Origin of the sequence: Azospirillum picis, assembly GCF_017876115.1 — a bacterium.
GTDB classification, from domain to species: domain Bacteria; phylum Pseudomonadota; class Alphaproteobacteria; order Azospirillales; family Azospirillaceae; genus Azospirillum; species Azospirillum picis.
Map to the genome: position 1 here is coordinate 15,221 of NZ_JAGINO010000022.1, position 16,372 is coordinate 31,592.

Genomic DNA, 16,372 nt, shown 5'->3' on the forward strand with positions numbered 1-16,372 from the left:
GCGATGGCGCTGCCCCTCCCCTCGCTGTCCAACCCCTTCATCCGGCGGCCGGTCGGCACCTCGCTGCTGATGCTCGGCCTGATGATCCTCGGCCTGGTGGCCTACCGCTTCCTTCCGGTGGCGCCGCTGCCGCAGGTCGAGTTCCCGACCATCGTCGTCACCGCCTCCCTGCCCGGCGCCAGCCCGGACACCATGGCGGCGTCGGTGGCCACGCCGCTGGAGCGGCGGTTGTCGCGCATCGCCGGCATCTCGGAGATGACGTCGAACAGCAAGCTCGGCAGCACGTCCGTCGTGGTGCAGTTCGACCTCGACCGCGACGTCGAGACGGCGGCGCGCGATGTCCAGGCCGCGATCAACGCCGCCGGCGGCGACCTGCCGGCCGACCTGCCGAACCCGCCGACCCTGAGGCGCATCAACCCGGCCGACGCGCCGGTGATGACGCTGGCCATGACCTCGACCACGCTCGATCCGGCGGAGCTCTACACGCTGGCCGACACCATCATCGGCCAGCGGCTGAGCCAGATCGAGGGGGTGGCCCAGGTTTCGATCAACGGGGCGGAGAAGACCGCCGTCCGCGTGCGGGTGAACGCCGCGGCGGCCGCCAACATGGGCGTCAGCCTGGAAACCATCCGCAGCGCCATCTCCCAGGCCAACGCCAACGGTCCCAAGGGCAGCTTCGACGGCGCCGCGCAGTCCTGGTCGATCGGCGCCAGCGACCAGCTCTTCGGCGCCGACGCCTACCGCCGGCTGATCGTCACCGAGAAGAACGGCGCCACCATCCGGCTCGGCGACGTCGCCGAGGTGGTGGAGGCCCCGGAGAACAGCCGCACCGCCGCCTGGCAGGACGGCCAGCGCGCCGTCCTCATCAACATCCAGAAGCAGCCCGGCTCCAACGTGGTGGAGACGGTGGACCGCATCCGCGCCGAGCTGCCGACGCTGCGCGGCTGGATGCCGCCGGGGGTGCAGCTCTCCGTGCGCACCGACCGCACCCCGACCATCCGCGCCTCCATCGACGACGTGCAGAAGACGCTCGCCATCACCGTGGCACTGGTCGTGATGGTGATGGCGCTGTTCCTGCGCCGGCTGTGGGCCACCCTGATCCCGGCGGCCTCGGTGCCACTGTCGCTGGCCGGCACCTTCGCCGTGATGTGGACGGTCGGCTACAGCCTGGACAACTTCTCGCTGATGGCCCTGACCATCTCGGTCGGCTTCGTGGTCGACGACGCCATCGTCGTCATCGAGAACATCGTCCGCCACATCGAGCGCGGGGCGACGCCGTTCGAGGCGGCGGTGAAGGGGACGCGGCAGGTCGCCTTCACCGTGGTGTCGATCAGCCTGTCGCTGGTCGCCGTCTTCATCCCGATCCTGTTCATGGGCGGCATCCAGGGCCGGCTGTTCCGCGAGTTCGCGGTGGTGCTGGCGGTGGCCATCGCCGTCTCGGCCGCGGTGTCGCTGACGCTGACGCCGATGATGTGCGCCCACCTGCTGGAGCCGGAGGGGGAGCGCAAGCTCCCCGGCCGGGCCGCCCGGGCGCTGCAGTGGCTCGGCGACCGGCTGTTCGGGCTCTATGCCGACGGGCTGGACTGGGTGCTGGCCCACCGCCGGACCATGCTGGCGGTGACCGTGGCGATCGCCGGCGGCACCGTCTGGCTCTACGGGCAGGTGCCGAAGGGCTTCGTGCCGCAGCAGGACACCGGGCTGCTGATGGGGTTCAGCGACCCGCCGCCCGACATCTCCTTCCGGGCGATGGTGACGCGCCAGCGTGCGCTGCAGGACGCGGTCGCCGGCGACCCGTCGGTGGAGAGCGTCGGCGGCACCATCGGCGGCGGCGGGCCGGGCGGCAGCTATTCCGGCCAGATCTACATCGCGCTGAAGCCGCGGTCGGAGCGGCCGGACCTGCAGACCGTCACCCAGCAGCTCCGCCAGCGCGCCGCCCGCGTGCCGGGGGTGCAGCTCTACCTGATGCCGGTGCAGGACATCCGCTCCGGCGGCTTCCAGGGCCGCAGCCAGTACCGCTACTCGCTCCAGGACAGCGACATCGGCGCGCTCAACGAGTGGGCGCCGAAGCTGGTCGACAAGATGCGCACCCTGCCGGAGCTGGTCGACGTCGCCAACGACCGCCAGAACGGCGGCATCCAGGCCAACGTGATCGTCGACCGCGACGCCGCCTCGCGCCTGGGGGTGTCGCTGAGCGGGCTGGAATCGACGCTGTACGACGCCTTCGGCCAGCGGCAGGTCTCGACCATGTACCTGATGCAGAACCAGCACAAGGTGGTGCTGGAGGTCGACCCGAAGGAGGCGCTCGGCCCCGACGACCTCAAGCGCATCCATGTGCCGGGGCGCGACGGCATGGTGCCGCTGTCGGCGGTGTCCCAGGTCGTCATCGGCAACCAGGCATCCAGCATCCAGCACCAGAGCGGCTTTCCGGTCGCCAACCTGACCTTCGACCTCGCCCCCGGCGTCTCGCTGTCGCAGGCGACCGAGGTGATCCAGCGGGCGTCCGAGGACATCGGCATGCCGGCCAGCATCCGCGCCGGCTTCCAGGGCGACGCGAAGGCCTTCCAGGACTCCTCGTCCAGCCAGCCGCTGCTGATCCTGGCGGCGCTGATCACCATCTACATCGTGCTCGGCGTGCTGTACGAGAGCCTGATCCACCCGCTGACCATCCTGTCGACCCTGCCGTCGGCCGGGCTCGGCGCGCTGATCGCGCTGGTCGTCACCGGCTACGACCTGTCGGTCGTGGCGCTGATCGGCATCATCCTGCTGATCGGCATCGTCAAGAAGAACGCCATCATGATGATCGACTTCGCCCTGGAGGCGGAGCGGACGCGCGGCCTGCCGCCGCTGGAGGCGATCCGCGAGGCCGGGCTGGTGCGCTTCCGCCCGATCATGATGACGACGATGGCGGCGGTGCTGGGAGCGGTGCCGCTGGCCGTCGACTATGGCACCGGCGGCGAGATCCGCCGGCCCCTCGGCATCGCCATCATCGGCGGCCTGCTGGTCAGCCAGATGCTGACGCTCTACACCACGCCGGTGGTCTACCTGACGCTGGAGCGGCTGGCCGTGCGGCGCCGGCGGCGCCACGCCCTGACCGCCCCCGGCACCGCCCCCGGCAGCGCCCCCGGCGCCACTCCGGCGGAATAGCGGGAGGCGGCGATGGACGGCGGAACCCTCGCGGCCGGGCGGCTGTGGCACCGGTGGCACTGGCGGCCCCGGGGGCTGTTGGGCATAGTTCTGGTCCACGGCGGGCATGGGGCGTTTTTGAGCGGGGACGGCGACAGCGACGGCGAGCTGATGGCGCGGGTGGCCGGCGGCGACGCCGCCGCCTTCGACCGGCTGGCCGCCCGCCACATGCGGCGCGCCGTGGCGCTGGCGCAGCGGATGACCGGCAACCCCTCCGACGCCGACGAGATCGCGCAGGAGGCGTTCCTCAGGGTCTGGCAGCATGCCGGCCGCTGGGACGCGGCGCGGGCGGCCTTCACCACCTGGCTCTACCGCATCGTGATGAACCTTGCCATCGACCGCGGCCGCCGGCCGGGCTGGTCGCCGCTGGAGGCGGCCGGCGACCCGGTGGACGAGAGCGCCGACCCGCTCGCCCGCATCGCCGAGCGCGAGACCGCCGCGCGGGTCAACCAGGCGCTCGCCGCCCTGCCCGACCGCCAGCGCGCCGCCGTGGTGCTGTTCCACCAGGAGGGGCTGAGCCTGCGCCAGGCCTCCGAGATCCTGGCGATGAGCGAGAGCGCCTTCGCCTCGCTGCTGGCGCGGGCGCGGGGGGCGCTGAAGACGGCGCTGGCCGCCGAGAAGACCGCGTGAGGGGGGGATCATGACCGACGAGGACTTCCTTCGTCACCTTGACGAGCATGGCGCGGAGCCGGAACGCTGGCCGCCGGAGCTGCGGGCCGCCGCGGATGCGGTGCTGGCCCGCTCCCCCGCCCTGCGGGCGGCGCGGGAGGAGGCGCTGTCCTTCGACCGGCTGCTCGCCGGCCCCCCCCCGCCGACGGTGGAGGAGGCGCGCGTCGCCCGGCTTCTGGCGGCGGTGGGGACCGCCGCCCGCCGCACGCCGCAGGACACGCTGGTGATGCTTCTTCTCGGGCGGATGCCGCGGCGGCTGGCGGCCGGGCTGGGTGCCGCGCTGCTGGCGCTGGGCTGGCTCGCCGGCAGCATGGCGGTTCCGGCACCCGCGCCGCGCGGCCAGGAGGTGGCGCTGCTGGGCGACGAGGTCGCCACCCTGTTCGACGGAGAGTCCCGATGAGCGGCCTCACCCTGCAGGGCCTGATGGCGCGTCCGGGGCTGCGCACGCTGGCGCTGGCCTCGCTGGCGCTCAACCTGTTCCTGGCGGCGATGCTGGTCGGCATGGTCCGCCATCCGCCGCCGCCACCCTACCAGCCGATGCCCGACCGCTTCGTCGAGCGGGTGGCCGCCGACCTGTCGGAAGCCGACGCGCAGCGGCTGCGCGCCGCCTTCGAGCCGTTGCGCCCGCGCTATGCCGAGCTGAGCCGGGAGTACCGCGAGGCCGGGCAGCGGGTCCGTGAGCTGCTGCAGTCCGACCGCTACGCGCCCGAAGCGCTGCGTGACGCGACCGACTCAGCCCGCGCCAAGCGCCGCCAGATCGGCGACCTGACCGAGGAAACCGTCCTGTCGGTCCTTCCCGGCCTCTCCCCCGCCGGCCGCCTGCGGCTGGTCGGCGGCCGCGGCCCGTGAGACTTGTCCTTTATGCCTAAAAAATAGGCAAACCTACTCATCCACAGGCCGGATGCGCCATCCGGAAGGGTGTCGGCGACTCTGTTCGGGGATTGCGCACAAATCTATCCACAGATTCTGTGGAGAAGAAAACCGGACGGATTTTTATCCACACAAATTCACATTCTATCATCCCCAGCTTTTATAGCTCCGCCGCCCGAGGATCCTTGTATCCACCGCCGTTCCGGCATATCCAAATCACATGGATCGGCAAGATTGGTGGGGAGATCGTCATGATCGGAGATCCGTTTCATCCCAAAAAGGCGACGATCTCTTTGCGCGTTGATCGCAGAATCAAAGACGTCGCCAAGAATTACGCTCGCCAGCGGCAGACGCCCCTGGCAGAAGTCATGCGCGAGCTCTTGGCCCGCTATGTCGCCGAGTGCGCGCGGGAGAATGCACAGGCGTCGCCGGACCTGTTCAAGGACCGCCCGGCGCAATATGTGGATTTCGCAAAGCTGGAGAACCTGATCGGCCGCCGGGACTGACGAGCAGGCGGCTTGAGCAGCGGGTGGTGGCCCCATACATCGCTTGTGGGTCCGGTTTGCGGATCCGCATTGCCAGGGGAAGTCCCGATGCCGACAGCCGCCCACTCATCCACAGCAGCGTCCTCCACAGGTGCCGACAGCCTGCATGTCGCCTGTCCGCACTGCGACACCCTGAACCGCGTGCCCGTGGCGCGGCTGGGCGGCGGCAAGTGCGGGCGTTGCGGCCAGCCGCTGTTCGAAGGCAAGCCGGTGGCGCTCGACGGCCGCCGCTTTGCCGCCCACGCCGAGCGCGGCGACCTGCCGCTGCTGATCGATTTCTGGGCCGAATGGTGCGGCCCCTGCCGCATGATGGCGCCGGTCTTCACCCAGGCCGCCGGCCAGCTCGAACCGCAGGTCCGCCTCGCCAAGGTCGACACCGAGGCCGCCCCCGACCTCGCCGCCCGCTTCGGCATCCGCAGCATCCCGTCCCTGGTCCTCGTCCACCACGGCCGTGAGATCGCCCGCACCGCCGGTGCCATGCCGTTGCCGGCGCTGGTGGGATGGGTGCGGCAGTCGCTGGGGCGCTGACGCTCCCCAACTCCTCGCTTTGCCCCCTCCCCCGCCCATCGGGGGAGGGTTGGGGGGTGGGCAACCCCCGCGCCCGCCTCGCGTCAGGCTGCCCGCACCGTCGCGATGAAGGTGCCGACCTCGCGGCGCAGGCGCTCGGCCTCGGCGGCCAACTCCTCGGACGTGCCGTGGACCTTGCCGGCGGCGTCGCCGGTTTCGTGCACGGCGGTGCTGACGCCGGCGATGTTGCTCGACACCTCCTCCGTCCCCTGGGCTGCCTGGGTCACGCTGGCGGCGATGTCGCGGGTGGCGGCGGCCTGTTCCTCGATGGCGGCGGCGATGGCGGTGGCGATCTCGCTCATGCGCGCGATGGTCTGGCCGATGCTGCCGATGGCCTGCTGGGCGCCGCCGGTGGCCTGCTGGATCTCCTGGACCTTGGCCTGGATGTCGCCGGTGGCCTTGGCGGTCTGGGTGGCCAGCGCCTTCACCTCGCTCGCCACCACGGCGAAGCCCTTGCCGGCCTCGCCGGCACGGGCCGCCTCGATGGTGGCATTCAGCGCCAGCAGGTTGGTCTGGGCGGCGATGCCGCTGATCAGCTCCACCACCTGGCCGATCTGTTCGGCGGCGGTGACGAGGTCGCGCATGGTGCGGTCGGCATCCCCGGCATTGGCCACCGCCTCGGTGGCGATGCGGGTCGAGTTTTCCACCTGGTGCCCGATCTCGGCGATCGAGGCCGACAGCTCCTCGGTCGCCGTGGCGACCGTCTGCACGTTGGCCGAGGCCTGTTCGGACGCCGAGGCGACCAGCAGCGACCGCTCGCTGGCCTCCTGGGCGGTGGCGGTGAGCGCGGTCGCGGCGTCGCGCATGCCGGTGGCGGCGCTGGCGACGGACTCGACGATGCCCTTCACCGTGCTCTCGAAGGTGTCGGCCATCCTTATCATGGTTTCCCGGCGCTGCTCGGCCGCCTTGCGCTCGGTCTCCTCCTGCACCCGGCGCAGGCGCTCCATCTCCAGCGCGTTGGTCTTGAAGATCTGGAGCGCGCGGGCCAGCGCGCCGATCTCGTCCCGGCGCAGGTCGTGGCTGACCGCCACCGTCAGGTCGCCCTGGGCCAGTTGCCCCATCGCCCGCGTGATGGTGTCCAGGGGCCGGGTGATGGCGCGGGAGATCGCCCAGGCCAGCAGCAGGCCGAGCAGCAGCGCCACCGCGGCCACCGCGGCACCGCGGCGTTCGGCGTCCTTCGCCGCGTCGGCGGCGACCCGCTCCATCCGCATCAGGAAGTCGGCGGAGTTGTCGGCGATCAGGCCGATCTTGTCGCTGATCTCCTTGCCGGCCTTGCCCAGCGTCTGCTGGTTCAGCGATTTCAGCTCGTCGCCCAGCGTCGCGATGCGGTCGATGCCGGCGCCGTAGCCGGGCAGCTTGGCGATCGCGCCGTCCAGCCTGTCCTTGACCGGGCCGTCCTCCAGGCTGTCGCGCAGGGAGGCCGCCTTGGCCTGGACGTCGGCCAGATCCTTGCGGATGCGCACCAGATCCTCGGCCTTGGTCTCGGCCACGAAGCGGGCGACCAGGACGCGCACCAGCAGGAACCGCTCGCTGATGTCGGCGGCCTGCACCGTGCGGTCCAGGTTGCCGCTCTTGCGCTCCGCCTGGACGTTTTCGCTCAGCGTGCGCCGGATGTCGGCGCCCAGCGTATTGACCACCGCGGCGACGGTCGCGTCGCGTTCGGTGCGGGCGGCGACCAGGCGGTCGAAGCCGCCGGTCAGCGTCTGCTGCAGGCCGCGGATCTCCTCGGCCGCCTGGCGGTCGGCGGTGCCGGTCATGCGCGCGACCGCGGCATCCAGCTTCTGCCGGAAATCGTCGATGTCACTGCGGAAGCGGTCCGCGATCTGCGGCGCGCCGCTGGCGAGGAACTCCTCCGCCGCCGCCAGCGCGTCCGCCATCCGGGTGTCGGCCTCCGCCACCGCCATCGCCACCGTCGCCTGTCCCGAATAGCGGCGCATGGCATCGTCGCTCGATCGCAGGCCGGTCCAGGACACCGCCCCCAGCCCGACCAGCAGCGCCAGCGTGACGCCGAACCCGGTATAGACCTTGGTGGCCGTCCGCAAATCCGCGAAGGTACCGATCCGGGCGGGCTGCTTCTGCTGGTGGCGTGTCATGGCTGGGGTTCCCGACGGCTGGGCGAAATGACGGCTGGACGAAATGGCCGATCATCCTATCGATCGTGCCGGGTCGTTCATTGTTGAAAAATGGTGGCATACGGCAAGTTGCCGCCCATTGTTTTTCTACCCTACGAAATCGCCAGTCAATCGGGGGTGACCCCCGCCCCGGTGTTCCCTTCTGCAAAAGCTGTTGATTCCGTTTTTGGTTTTGCGATGTGCGATGCATTTTGACGCACCGCACATCGCCGTCAGCCATAGAACTGTCCGCCATTCACCTCGATGACCTGCCCGGTGACATAGCCGGCCAGCCGGCCGGAGGCGAGGAACAGGTAGGCGCCGACGCAGTCGCCGGCCGTGCCCAGCCGCTTCAGCGGGATGCGCGCCGCGGTCTGCGCCAGCTTCTCCGGCGTCGAATAGCGCTCGTGGAAGTCGGTGGCGACCGTTCCGGGGGAGACGGCGTTGACCCGGATGCCGTGCGGCGCCAGCTCGGTGGCCAGCGAGCGGGCGAGGCTGGCCTGGAAGGCCTTGGCGGCGCTGTAGAGCGACGATCCGGGGCTGCCGCCGGTCCGGCCGGAAATGGAGCCGGTGTTGATGATCGACCCCTTCGTGGCGGTCAGCGCCGGAAGTGCTGCGCGGCTCGCCACCACCGACGATGCGGCGTTCAGGTCGAACTGGCGCTGGAGGAAGTCGTCGTCGATGTCGGCCAGCGTCACCCGGCCCAGCATGGTGCCGGCATTGTTGATCAGCACGTCCAGCCCGCCGAGCCGCTCCACCGCCTGCTCCACCACGGCGCGGACCTGCGCCCGGTCGGCGAAGTCGCCGGCCAGAGGAACGACGCCCACGGCCGTCCCCCGGCCCGTCCCTTGGCCCGCCCCCTGCTCCATCGCCGCCGCGGCCGCCTCCACCGCCGCCGGGTCGCGGCCGTGGATGGCGACGCGGGCGCCGAGCTGTGCGAAGGCCGCCGCCACCGCAGCACCGATCCCGCGGCTGCTGCCGGTCACCAGCACCCGCTTGCCGGCGAACTCGCGCCCGAGCAGGTCGGCCGGCCAGTCCGGCGTTTGGCTGGAGGGGGCGCCGCTTCCGGCCGTTGCGAGGGTATCGGTCATGGCGTTCTCCCTGGTCCCGGTGCCTTGGATCTTCGGAATCGAAAACCCGGCTGACTGTTCGTGTTCCGATCCGATGATAGGACCGCGGCTTTCGAGCCGTCAACGCGGGGGCGCCGCCCGCGAGGCCGGTCCCCCGCCGCCGCCTTCGGGCAGCGCCCTTGACGCCGCGCGCCCGTGGGGGTCATGTGCCGGCGCGGTTTTCTTCGGGAGGGCAACGGTTCGATGAGCAAGGCGCTTCCCATCCTCGAACGCGCCGTCGCGGCCCATCAGGCCGGCCGCCTGGGCCAAGCGCGCACGCTGTACCAGCAGGCGCTGAAGCTGGACCCGCGCCATTACGACGGGCGCTATCTGCTGGCGATGCTGGAGTGCCAGGACGGGCGCGCCGCTGCCGTGCTGTCCACCCTACGGCGGCTGGCCGCCGAGCAGCCGGGGCGGATGGACGTGCTCTACACCTACGGCCGCGCCCTGCACGAGGCCGGGGACCACGGAGCGGCGCTGGGCGCCTACGGTGCGGTGATGGCGCGCTATCCCTCGAATGCCGATGCCTTCCTGGAGGCTGCGCGCTCCTGCATGGCCCTGCGCGACTGGGGCCGTGCCGCGGCAGTCTGCGACTGGGGAGTGGCGGTACATCCCGCTCATCCCCTGCTGTGGGCGGCGTCCGCCGCCGCCGCCGGGGCGGCGAAGCGCGACGCCGACGCGGTGGCGGCGATGGAGCGTGCGGACCGGCTGCAACCCGGCGATGCGGACATCCTCTACGGGCTCGGCCGGGCGCTGCGGCTGGTCAACCGCACCGGCGACGCCGCGGGGGCGTTGGGCCGGGCGCTGGCGCTCCGGCCCGGCATGGAGAAGGCGCGCATGCTGCTGGCCAGGCTGCTGCCCGTGATCTACGACAGCGCGGGGGAGGTGGCGCTCTGGCGCGGGCGCATCGAAGAGGCGCTGCGCGCCCTTCCGGCCGGGCCGCCGCCCGAACCCGCCGCCGCCTTCGACGCCGTGGCCGACACCGCGAACTTCTACCTCGCCTACCAGGGGCTCGACGACCGGGAACCGGCCTGCCTCTGGGGTGCCTTCGTCCAGCGCGTCGTCGCCGCCCGCTTTCCCGACCTCGTGCAACCGCCCCGCCGCGGCGGCCGGAAGGGCGTGCCGCCGGGGCGGCGCATCCGCGTCGGCTTCCGTTCCGCCTTCCTGCGCGACCACACGGTGCTTCACCTGTTCCGCGGCTGGATGACCGGGCTCGACCGCGCCCGTTTCGAGGTCTTCGCCTATGGCGAGGGCGAAGGGGATGCCGAAACCGGCCGCCTCGCCGCGGCGGTGGAGCATTTCCGCAGCCTGCCGCCGGACATCGAAAAGGCGGCGCGGCGGATCCGCGCCGACGGGCTCGACGTGCTGGTCCATCTCGACGTCGGCATGGAGCCGCTCGGCCAGATCTACGGCTCGATGCGGCTGGCGCCGGTCCAGGCGGCCGCCTGGGGCCACCCGGTCACCACCGGGCTCGGCCAGATCGACTGGTTCCTGTCCGCCGACTCCATGGAACCGGCCGGGGCCGACGCGCACTATGGCGAGAGGCTGCTGCGCCTGCCCGGCCTGTCGGTGTCTTTCGATCCGCCGGAGCTGCCGGCGCGGCCGGCCGACCGCTCCACGCTGGGGGGCGGCAGCGGCCTGTCGCCCGAGCATGTCCTGTTCTTCTGCGGCCAGTCCCTGTTCAAGCTGCTGCCGCAGCACGACCATGTCTGGGCGGAGATAGCGGCACGGGCGCCGGCGGCGCGCTTCCTGTTCCTGGAGACCTCGGCGCCGGAGGTGGTGGCGGTGCTGCGCCGCCGGTTCGACCGCGCCTTCGCGGCGTACGGCCTGACGGCCGCCGACCATGTCGTCTGGGTGCCGCCGGTCGACCGCTCCGGCTATCTGGCGCTGAACATGGCGAGCGACCTGTTCCTCGACAGCCTGGACTGGTCGGGTGGCCGGACGGCCCTGGAGGCCGTTGCCTGCGGCTTGCTGCCGCTCACCTGCCCCGGCCCCTTCATGCGCGCTCGCCACACCGCCGGCATCCTGGCGGAACTCGGCCTGCCGGAGCTGGTCGCCGCCGACAAGCCGGCGCTGGTGGAACTGGCGGTGTCCCTGGCCGGCGACCGCGCCCGGCGGGAGGCGCTGCGGCAGCGCATGATCGCCAACCGCGCCGCCCTCTTCGCCGACCGGCGCTGGCAGGCGGCGCTGGAGGCGTGGATCACGGCGGAGGCGGCCCGCGCCGCCTGACTCACCCGGCCGTCTCGCTATTCGCCGGGCATCAGGGCGGAGACCGGCGGCCAATCCAGCGCCGGGTGGCCGGCCAACCGGTCGAGCAGGCGGTCGAGCAGGTCCCAGATCGCCGCGTCGTGGACGCGGTGGTGGGTCAGCAGGCCGATGGGTTCGGTCCCGTCCCGCGGCCCCTCGCGCCGCTGCCGCAGCTCGCGGGCGAGGGCGGCCAGCAGATCCTCCAGCGGGACGGCGGAGCGGCTGCCGCGCCAGTCGATCAGGTCGAGATGGGTGTTGATCCAGGCGATGCCGCCCCCCCCGGACGGCGGCGCGCCGAAGGCGGAGACGGCGCGGTAGCCGGCGCCGGCCAGCAGCTCCGGCATGTCGGGGGCCATGCGGTTCCACGGCGGCACGAACAGGGGAAGCAGCCGGCCGCCGAACAGCGCCCGCAGCCGGTCGAGGCCGCGCGCCGCCTCGGCCTGCCGCACGGCGCCGGGCCGCTGCGGGCCGAATTCGCACTTCTTGCCGGCAGGGCCGGCATGATCGGCGTGCGCCCAGCCATGGACCAGGGGAAACGCATGCGCCTGCCCGGCCAGCGCGTCGGCGAGCGAGGAGGCGGCATCGGCCGGGATGACGGCGAGGCCCAGCGGCACGTCCGCCCCGGCGCAGCGCCGCAGCAGCCGTTCCAGCTCCGGGCTTGCCGCCACCGCGTCGTCGTCGCGCAGCCACATCCGGCAGCGGCGGCCCTCGGCGCTCCAGCGCGCCAACTCCTCCTCCACCGCGGTCCACCCGGTCATGATCGGCGCTCCGCCAGCATGTCCTCGACGATTTCGACGCTGCGTGCAGCACCCGCCAGCGACGACGGGGCGAGCGGGGCCACCCGTGTCCCAAGGACGGCGCCCAGCGACCGGGCGAGGCTGTCCGGCGTCAGGTCGGCCTCGCGCAGCATGGCGATGCCGGGGCGGCGGGCCAGGAGGGTGGCGCGGATGGTCTGCTCGACCTCCCGGCCGTCCTCGAAGGGGCAGAAGACGCTGGGGACGCCCGCGGTCAGGCAGTCCAGCGCCGTGTTGTAGCCGCAGCGCCCGACCGCGGCGGCGGCGCGTCCCAGCAGGGCACGGAAGTCGGGGCGGACCGGCTCGACCAGCAGCCGCTCCGGCGGGGCCAGCGCCCGCAGCCGGTCGGCCAGCGCCTCATCCCCCCTGGCGACCAGCAGGCGCCAGCGCAGCGGCGGCAGGGAGCCGGGTTCCAAATCGCCGGCGGCCCAGAGGGCGGCGCAGAGGGCGGCGCAGCGGGCGGCGGCCTCGAAGACCGCACGGCCGACCGGTCCACCGCCGGCGGTCACCAGGATCTCGCCCTGCCCGTCGGTTCCGGCGGCGGCCGCTGGCGGCGGCGGCACCACGAAGCCGGTGTAGCGCAGCAGCGGCATCATCGCCGCCGTCAGCGGCCAGCTCTCCTCCAGCGGCACCACGGCGGGATCGGAATGGACCAGTACCCCGTCGTAGAGGCGGAGCAGCCGCCGTTCCGTCTCCGCCACCCGCGCCGGCTTGGACGGCGGCGCCAGGATGTCGCGGACCGAGGCGAGCACCAGCGGCGGCCGGCCGGCGGCGCGTGCGCGCTCCAGCAGCGCGTCGAACTCGGCGGTCAGCGCCCGGCGGCCGAAGGGGAACAGCTCGGTCACCAGCACGTCGGGGCGCAGCGCGTCGAACAGGGCGCCGAGCATCGCCGCCCGCGCCGCGAACAGCCCGGCGGTGGCCGGGGCGCCGTCGGCGGCCAGCAGCGTCGAGAAATCGGCGCCGTCGCTGGCGAGCGGCGGCAACTGGTGCAGGGTCGTCCCGCCCGTTCCCTGGCCATCGCCCAGATGCGGGGCGGGGCGGCCGCCGCTGACGACATCCACCGCCCAGCCGGCACCGGCGAAGGAGTCCGCCAGCGCCAGGGCGCGGCTGAGATGGCCGGTGCCCAGCAGGTGGGTGACGACGATCATCAGGCGCTTCGGCCTCAGCGGCACGGCAGGCGCTCCCCGTCCGGGCCGCCGGCCGGGCGCAGGGTCCCGTCGTCGGCGAGCGTCATGGCGTAGAGCCGGTCCCGCTTGACCAGGAGCGGCGGCGGGCCGCGGAAGTCCCAGCCCCAGGCCAGCGCCAGCGCCACCCGGATCACGCCGATGTGGGTGACCACCAGATGCGCGGGCGCGCCCTCCCCCGCCCGCTCCGCCAGCCAGCCGCCCAGCCGGCCGCGCACGTCGGCCGGGCTCTCGCCGCCGGGCGGGCGGAAGTCCCAGCCCCACTCCTCCAAATCGCGGTAGCCGCTGGCCGGGTCGGCCCGCAGGTCGACGCCGCGCCGGCCCTCCCAGTCGCCCCAGTCCATCTCGACCAGCCGTGCGTCGGTGCGGATTGGGCGCCCGGCGGCCAGAAGCCCTGCGGTTTCCACCGCGCGCGACAGCGGGCTGGCATGCAGAACGGCGTCGCGCCAGCCGTCGGGCAGGACGCGCCGGCCGACACGCTCGCGACCCTCCTCGTCCAGCGGGATGTCCGTGCGGCCCTGGATGCGTCCCTCGCGGTTCCACACCGTGACGCCGTGCCGGAGGAAGGCCAGCCGGATCATGCCGCCGCCCGTCCGCACAGGTCGCCGAGCAGGCCCGCCAGCCGCCCGGCCGCCGCATCCAGCCCGTGATGCGCCTCGACATGGGCACGGGCGCCGCGGCCGAGCGCCGCCAGCGCCGCCGGGTCGTCCAGCAGCCCGGCCAGCCCCGCGGCGAAATCCGCCGCCGCCGGCCCGGTCAGCCGCCCGCCGATGCCGTCGCGCACCACCGTGCCGGTCCCGGCATTGTCGACCGCGACCACCGGGACGGCATGGGCCTGCGCCTCCAGATAGACCATCCCGAAGGCCTCGTTCAGGCCGGGCCATGCCAGGAGGTCGGCCTCGCGGTAGCGGGCGGCCAGCGCCTCCGGCGCGCAGGCGCCATGACGCCGCACCCGGTCGCCGAAGCGGGCGAACAACGCTTCCACCTCCGCCGCCGCCGCACCGTCGCCGACGATGTCGAGCCGCCAGGGCCGGCCGGCCACCAGCGCCAGCGCGTCGGCCAGCAGCCGGTAGGAGGCCAGCTTGTCGCCCGGCCGCATCATGGCGACGGTCAGCAGGCGCGGCGGCGCGCCGGGAGGCGGCCGAAGCCCCGGCGGCGGTGCCGGCGGCAGGTCGAGGAAGGGGGGCAGCATCGCCACCCGCTGGCCGGGCGGTCCGTAGGCCTCCACCGCCTCGCGGTCGCGCGCGCTGACGCAGAGCACGAGGTCGGCCGCCGCCACCGCCTCCTCCGCCGCCGCGGCGAAGCCGGCCCACGGGCCGGACAGGCGCTTGCGGGCCCGCGTCGCCTCGGCCACCACATAGGGAATGCCGAGGCTGCGCGCCACCGCCGGGCCGATCAGGTCGGGCGCCTTGTAATAGACATGGTAGCTCAGCCACAGGTCCGGCCGCCGCCGCGGCTCGGCATGGTAGAGCGCCAGCAGCCGCTCCCGCTCCGCCGCCGCCGCCGCGCGCAGGCGTGCCTGCGCCCCGGCGTCGCCGGCCCCGTCATAGACGCGCAGGCCGCTCGCCACCTCCGCCTGCCGGCCCCCCCGCTCCAGGGCGCGCAGGATCAGCCGCGCCATCTGCCGGTCGCCGGAGGGAACGGGATGGTCGACCGGCTTCAATGGCGCATAGAAGGCCACCCGCATCCCATCTGCTGGGCCACCTGCCTGTCCGGTGCTCTGCCCGGTCACGCCACCTCCTCCTCCAGCCGGCGGACCAGGCGGTCGATGCCGGCGGTCATGCCGAACTCGGCGCACAGGCGGCGGCGGGCCGCTTCGCCCAGTTGCAGGCGCAGCGCCGGGTCGGCGATCAGGCGGGACAGCGCGTCGGCGATGCCGGGTGGCGTGCCGTCGGCGAGCAGGCCGTGGACGCCGTCGTCGATGAATTCGGGGATCGCCGACACCGGGGTCGACAGGATCGCCAGCTCCTGGCTCGCCGCCTCCATCAGCACGTTGGGCAGGCCGTCGCGGTCGCCGTCGCCGGCCACCACGCTGGTCAGCGCGAACAGGTCGGCCTGCCGCAGCGCCCCGATCACCGTTGCCTGGTCCTGCGCGCCGCGCCAGTCGATCCGGCCGGCCAGCCCCAGCCGTTCGGCCTGCGCCCGCAGCGCCGGCTTCAGGTCGCCGGACCCGATATGCACCAGCCGCCAATGGAGGCCGGGCGGCAGCAGCGCCAGGGCGTCCAGCAGCCGGTCGTATCCCTTCTTCTCCACCAGCCGGCCCACCGACAGGATCTCCACCGCCCGGTCGGGCGCGGAGCCGTCGCGCGCCGCGCCGCCGGCCCGGTCCGGCGGCGGCGGGAAGCGGGAGAGGTCGAGGCCGTGATAGACCAGGTCGATCCGGCCCGGCTCCGCGGCCAGCCCCCGCAGGTGGGCGGCCCCCACCGCGGTGCAGGTGGCGCCGAACCGCGCCTCGGCCAGCTTCTCGCGCTTCTCCCAGTCCGGGGTGGTCCAGATGTCCTTGGCGTGGGCGGAGAAGCCCCAGCCGATGCCGCGGATGGCGGCGGCGTAGCGGGCGACCGAGGCCGGGGTGTGCAGGAAATGGGCGTAGAGGAAGGGGACGTCGCGTGGCAGCTCCGCCGCCAGCACCAGCGCCTGCCCGAACCGGCGCCCGCGGTTGGCCGTCGGATCGCGGGCCAAATCGCGCAGCCACGCCGCGACCGCCCGCGCCAGCCGCAGCGGACGGCGGGCGGCCAGGGTCCCCAGCGCCCGCAGGACCCGCCCCGGCTCGTCGTGCAGATATTCCGGCAGGTAGTGGACCGGGGCGGTGATGCGCTCGTGCAGCGCGTGGCGGCGCGTGTCGGTGGGGTGGCGCAGCGACCAGATCGCCAGATCGATCCCGCGCTCCTGGAAGGCCAGCAGCTCCTGGGCGATGAAGGTTTCCGACAGGCGCGGATACCCCTTCACCACCACGGCGACCCGCGGCCTTCCGCCGGCCGCCGCCGGACCGGAGGTGGGAGACGGCCGGGCGCCGGAGCGTGCCGCGGAACTGGACAAAACGGCTTCGGGCAAGGCGGCTTCGGGCAAAACGACTTCGGACAAGGCGGATGGCGG

At 73.2% G+C, this 16,372-nt stretch carries 14 protein-coding genes; 7 read left to right on the forward strand and 7 right to left on the reverse strand.

Features of this window, described 5'->3' with window-relative positions; genetic code table 11:
* The first annotated feature begins 3 nt into the window (after positions 1–3).
* The 6 genes from J2850_RS24150 (at position 4) to trxC (ending at position 5,795) form a co-directional block, all read left to right on the forward strand.
* Positions 4–3,144 (forward strand): efflux RND transporter permease subunit, encoded by a 3,141-nt coding sequence (locus tag J2850_RS24150; protein WP_209987569.1) that lies wholly within the window; start codon positions 4–6, stop codon positions 3,142–3,144.
* A 12-nt stretch (positions 3,145–3,156) separates the two neighbouring features.
* Positions 3,157–3,813: an RNA polymerase sigma factor gene (locus J2850_RS24155; protein WP_209987572.1), complete on the forward strand. Its 657-nt coding sequence runs from the start codon at positions 3,157–3,159 to the stop codon at positions 3,811–3,813.
* 10 nt (positions 3,814–3,823) lie between these two features.
* Positions 3,824–4,252, forward strand: coding sequence for a hypothetical protein (locus J2850_RS24160; protein WP_209987574.1), 429 nt, complete (start codon positions 3,824–3,826; stop codon positions 4,250–4,252).
* Complete coding sequence (locus J2850_RS24165; protein ID WP_246513488.1) at positions 4,249–4,701, forward strand: periplasmic heavy metal sensor; 453 nt, start codon at positions 4,249–4,251, stop codon at positions 4,699–4,701. The genes J2850_RS24160 and J2850_RS24165 overlap by 4 nt, the downstream gene beginning before the upstream one ends.
* 272 nt (positions 4,702–4,973) lie before the next feature.
* Positions 4,974–5,228 carry a hypothetical protein gene (locus tag J2850_RS24170; RefSeq protein WP_209987856.1) on the forward strand — a complete coding sequence of 85 codons (255 nt, stop codon included), beginning with the start codon at positions 4,974–4,976 and terminating at the stop codon, positions 5,226–5,228.
* An 87-nt stretch (positions 5,229–5,315) separates the two neighbouring features.
* A complete protein-coding gene (trxC, locus tag J2850_RS24175) occupies positions 5,316–5,795 on the forward strand; it encodes a thioredoxin TrxC (protein ID WP_209987576.1) in 480 nt (159 codons plus the stop codon).
* A gap of 83 nt (positions 5,796–5,878) precedes the next feature.
* Here the strand turns inward: trxC and J2850_RS24180 are convergent, their stop codons facing one another.
* Positions 5,879–7,927 carry a methyl-accepting chemotaxis protein gene (locus J2850_RS24180; protein WP_209987580.1) on the reverse strand — a complete coding sequence of 683 codons (2,049 nt, stop codon included), beginning with the start codon at positions 7,925–7,927 and terminating at the stop codon, positions 5,879–5,881.
* 251 nt (positions 7,928–8,178) lie between these two features.
* A complete protein-coding gene (locus J2850_RS24185; protein WP_209987583.1) occupies positions 8,179–9,036 on the reverse strand; it encodes an SDR family NAD(P)-dependent oxidoreductase in 858 nt (285 codons plus the stop codon).
* A 222-nt stretch (positions 9,037–9,258) separates the two neighbouring features.
* Here J2850_RS24185 and J2850_RS24190 point away from each other — a divergent pair, with 222 nt between their 5' ends.
* Complete coding sequence (locus J2850_RS24190) at positions 9,259–11,283, forward strand: O-linked N-acetylglucosamine transferase, SPINDLY family protein (protein WP_209987587.1); 2,025 nt, start codon at positions 9,259–9,261, stop codon at positions 11,281–11,283.
* A 17-nt stretch (positions 11,284–11,300) separates the two neighbouring features.
* Here the strand turns inward: J2850_RS24190 and J2850_RS24195 are convergent, their stop codons facing one another.
* Genes J2850_RS24195 through J2850_RS24215 form a run of 5 tightly spaced genes read right to left on the reverse strand, consistent with a single transcriptional unit; the run spans position 11,301 to position 16,231 of the window.
* Complete coding sequence (locus J2850_RS24195; RefSeq protein WP_209987590.1) at positions 11,301–12,059, reverse strand: polysaccharide deacetylase family protein; 759 nt, start codon at positions 12,057–12,059, stop codon at positions 11,301–11,303.
* Positions 12,056–13,267, reverse strand: coding sequence for a glycosyltransferase family protein (locus tag J2850_RS24200; RefSeq protein ID WP_307354519.1), 1,212 nt, complete (start codon positions 13,265–13,267; stop codon positions 12,056–12,058). Before J2850_RS24200 ends, J2850_RS24195 begins: the two co-directional genes overlap by 4 nt.
* Positions 13,258–13,860 (reverse strand): histidine phosphatase family protein, encoded by a 603-nt coding sequence (locus tag J2850_RS24205; RefSeq protein ID WP_209987593.1) that lies wholly within the window; start codon positions 13,858–13,860, stop codon positions 13,258–13,260. Before J2850_RS24205 ends, J2850_RS24200 begins: the two co-directional genes overlap by 10 nt.
* Positions 13,857–15,011, reverse strand: a complete 1,155-nt coding sequence (locus tag J2850_RS24210; protein WP_307354520.1) for a glycosyltransferase family 4 protein — start codon at positions 15,009–15,011, stop codon at positions 13,857–13,859. The genes J2850_RS24205 and J2850_RS24210 overlap by 4 nt, the downstream gene beginning before the upstream one ends.
* Positions 15,008–16,231, reverse strand: coding sequence for a glycosyltransferase (locus J2850_RS24215; RefSeq protein WP_417281591.1), 1,224 nt, complete (start codon positions 16,229–16,231; stop codon positions 15,008–15,010). Before J2850_RS24215 ends, J2850_RS24210 begins: the two co-directional genes overlap by 4 nt.
* Positions 16,232–16,372 lie beyond the last annotated feature (141 nt).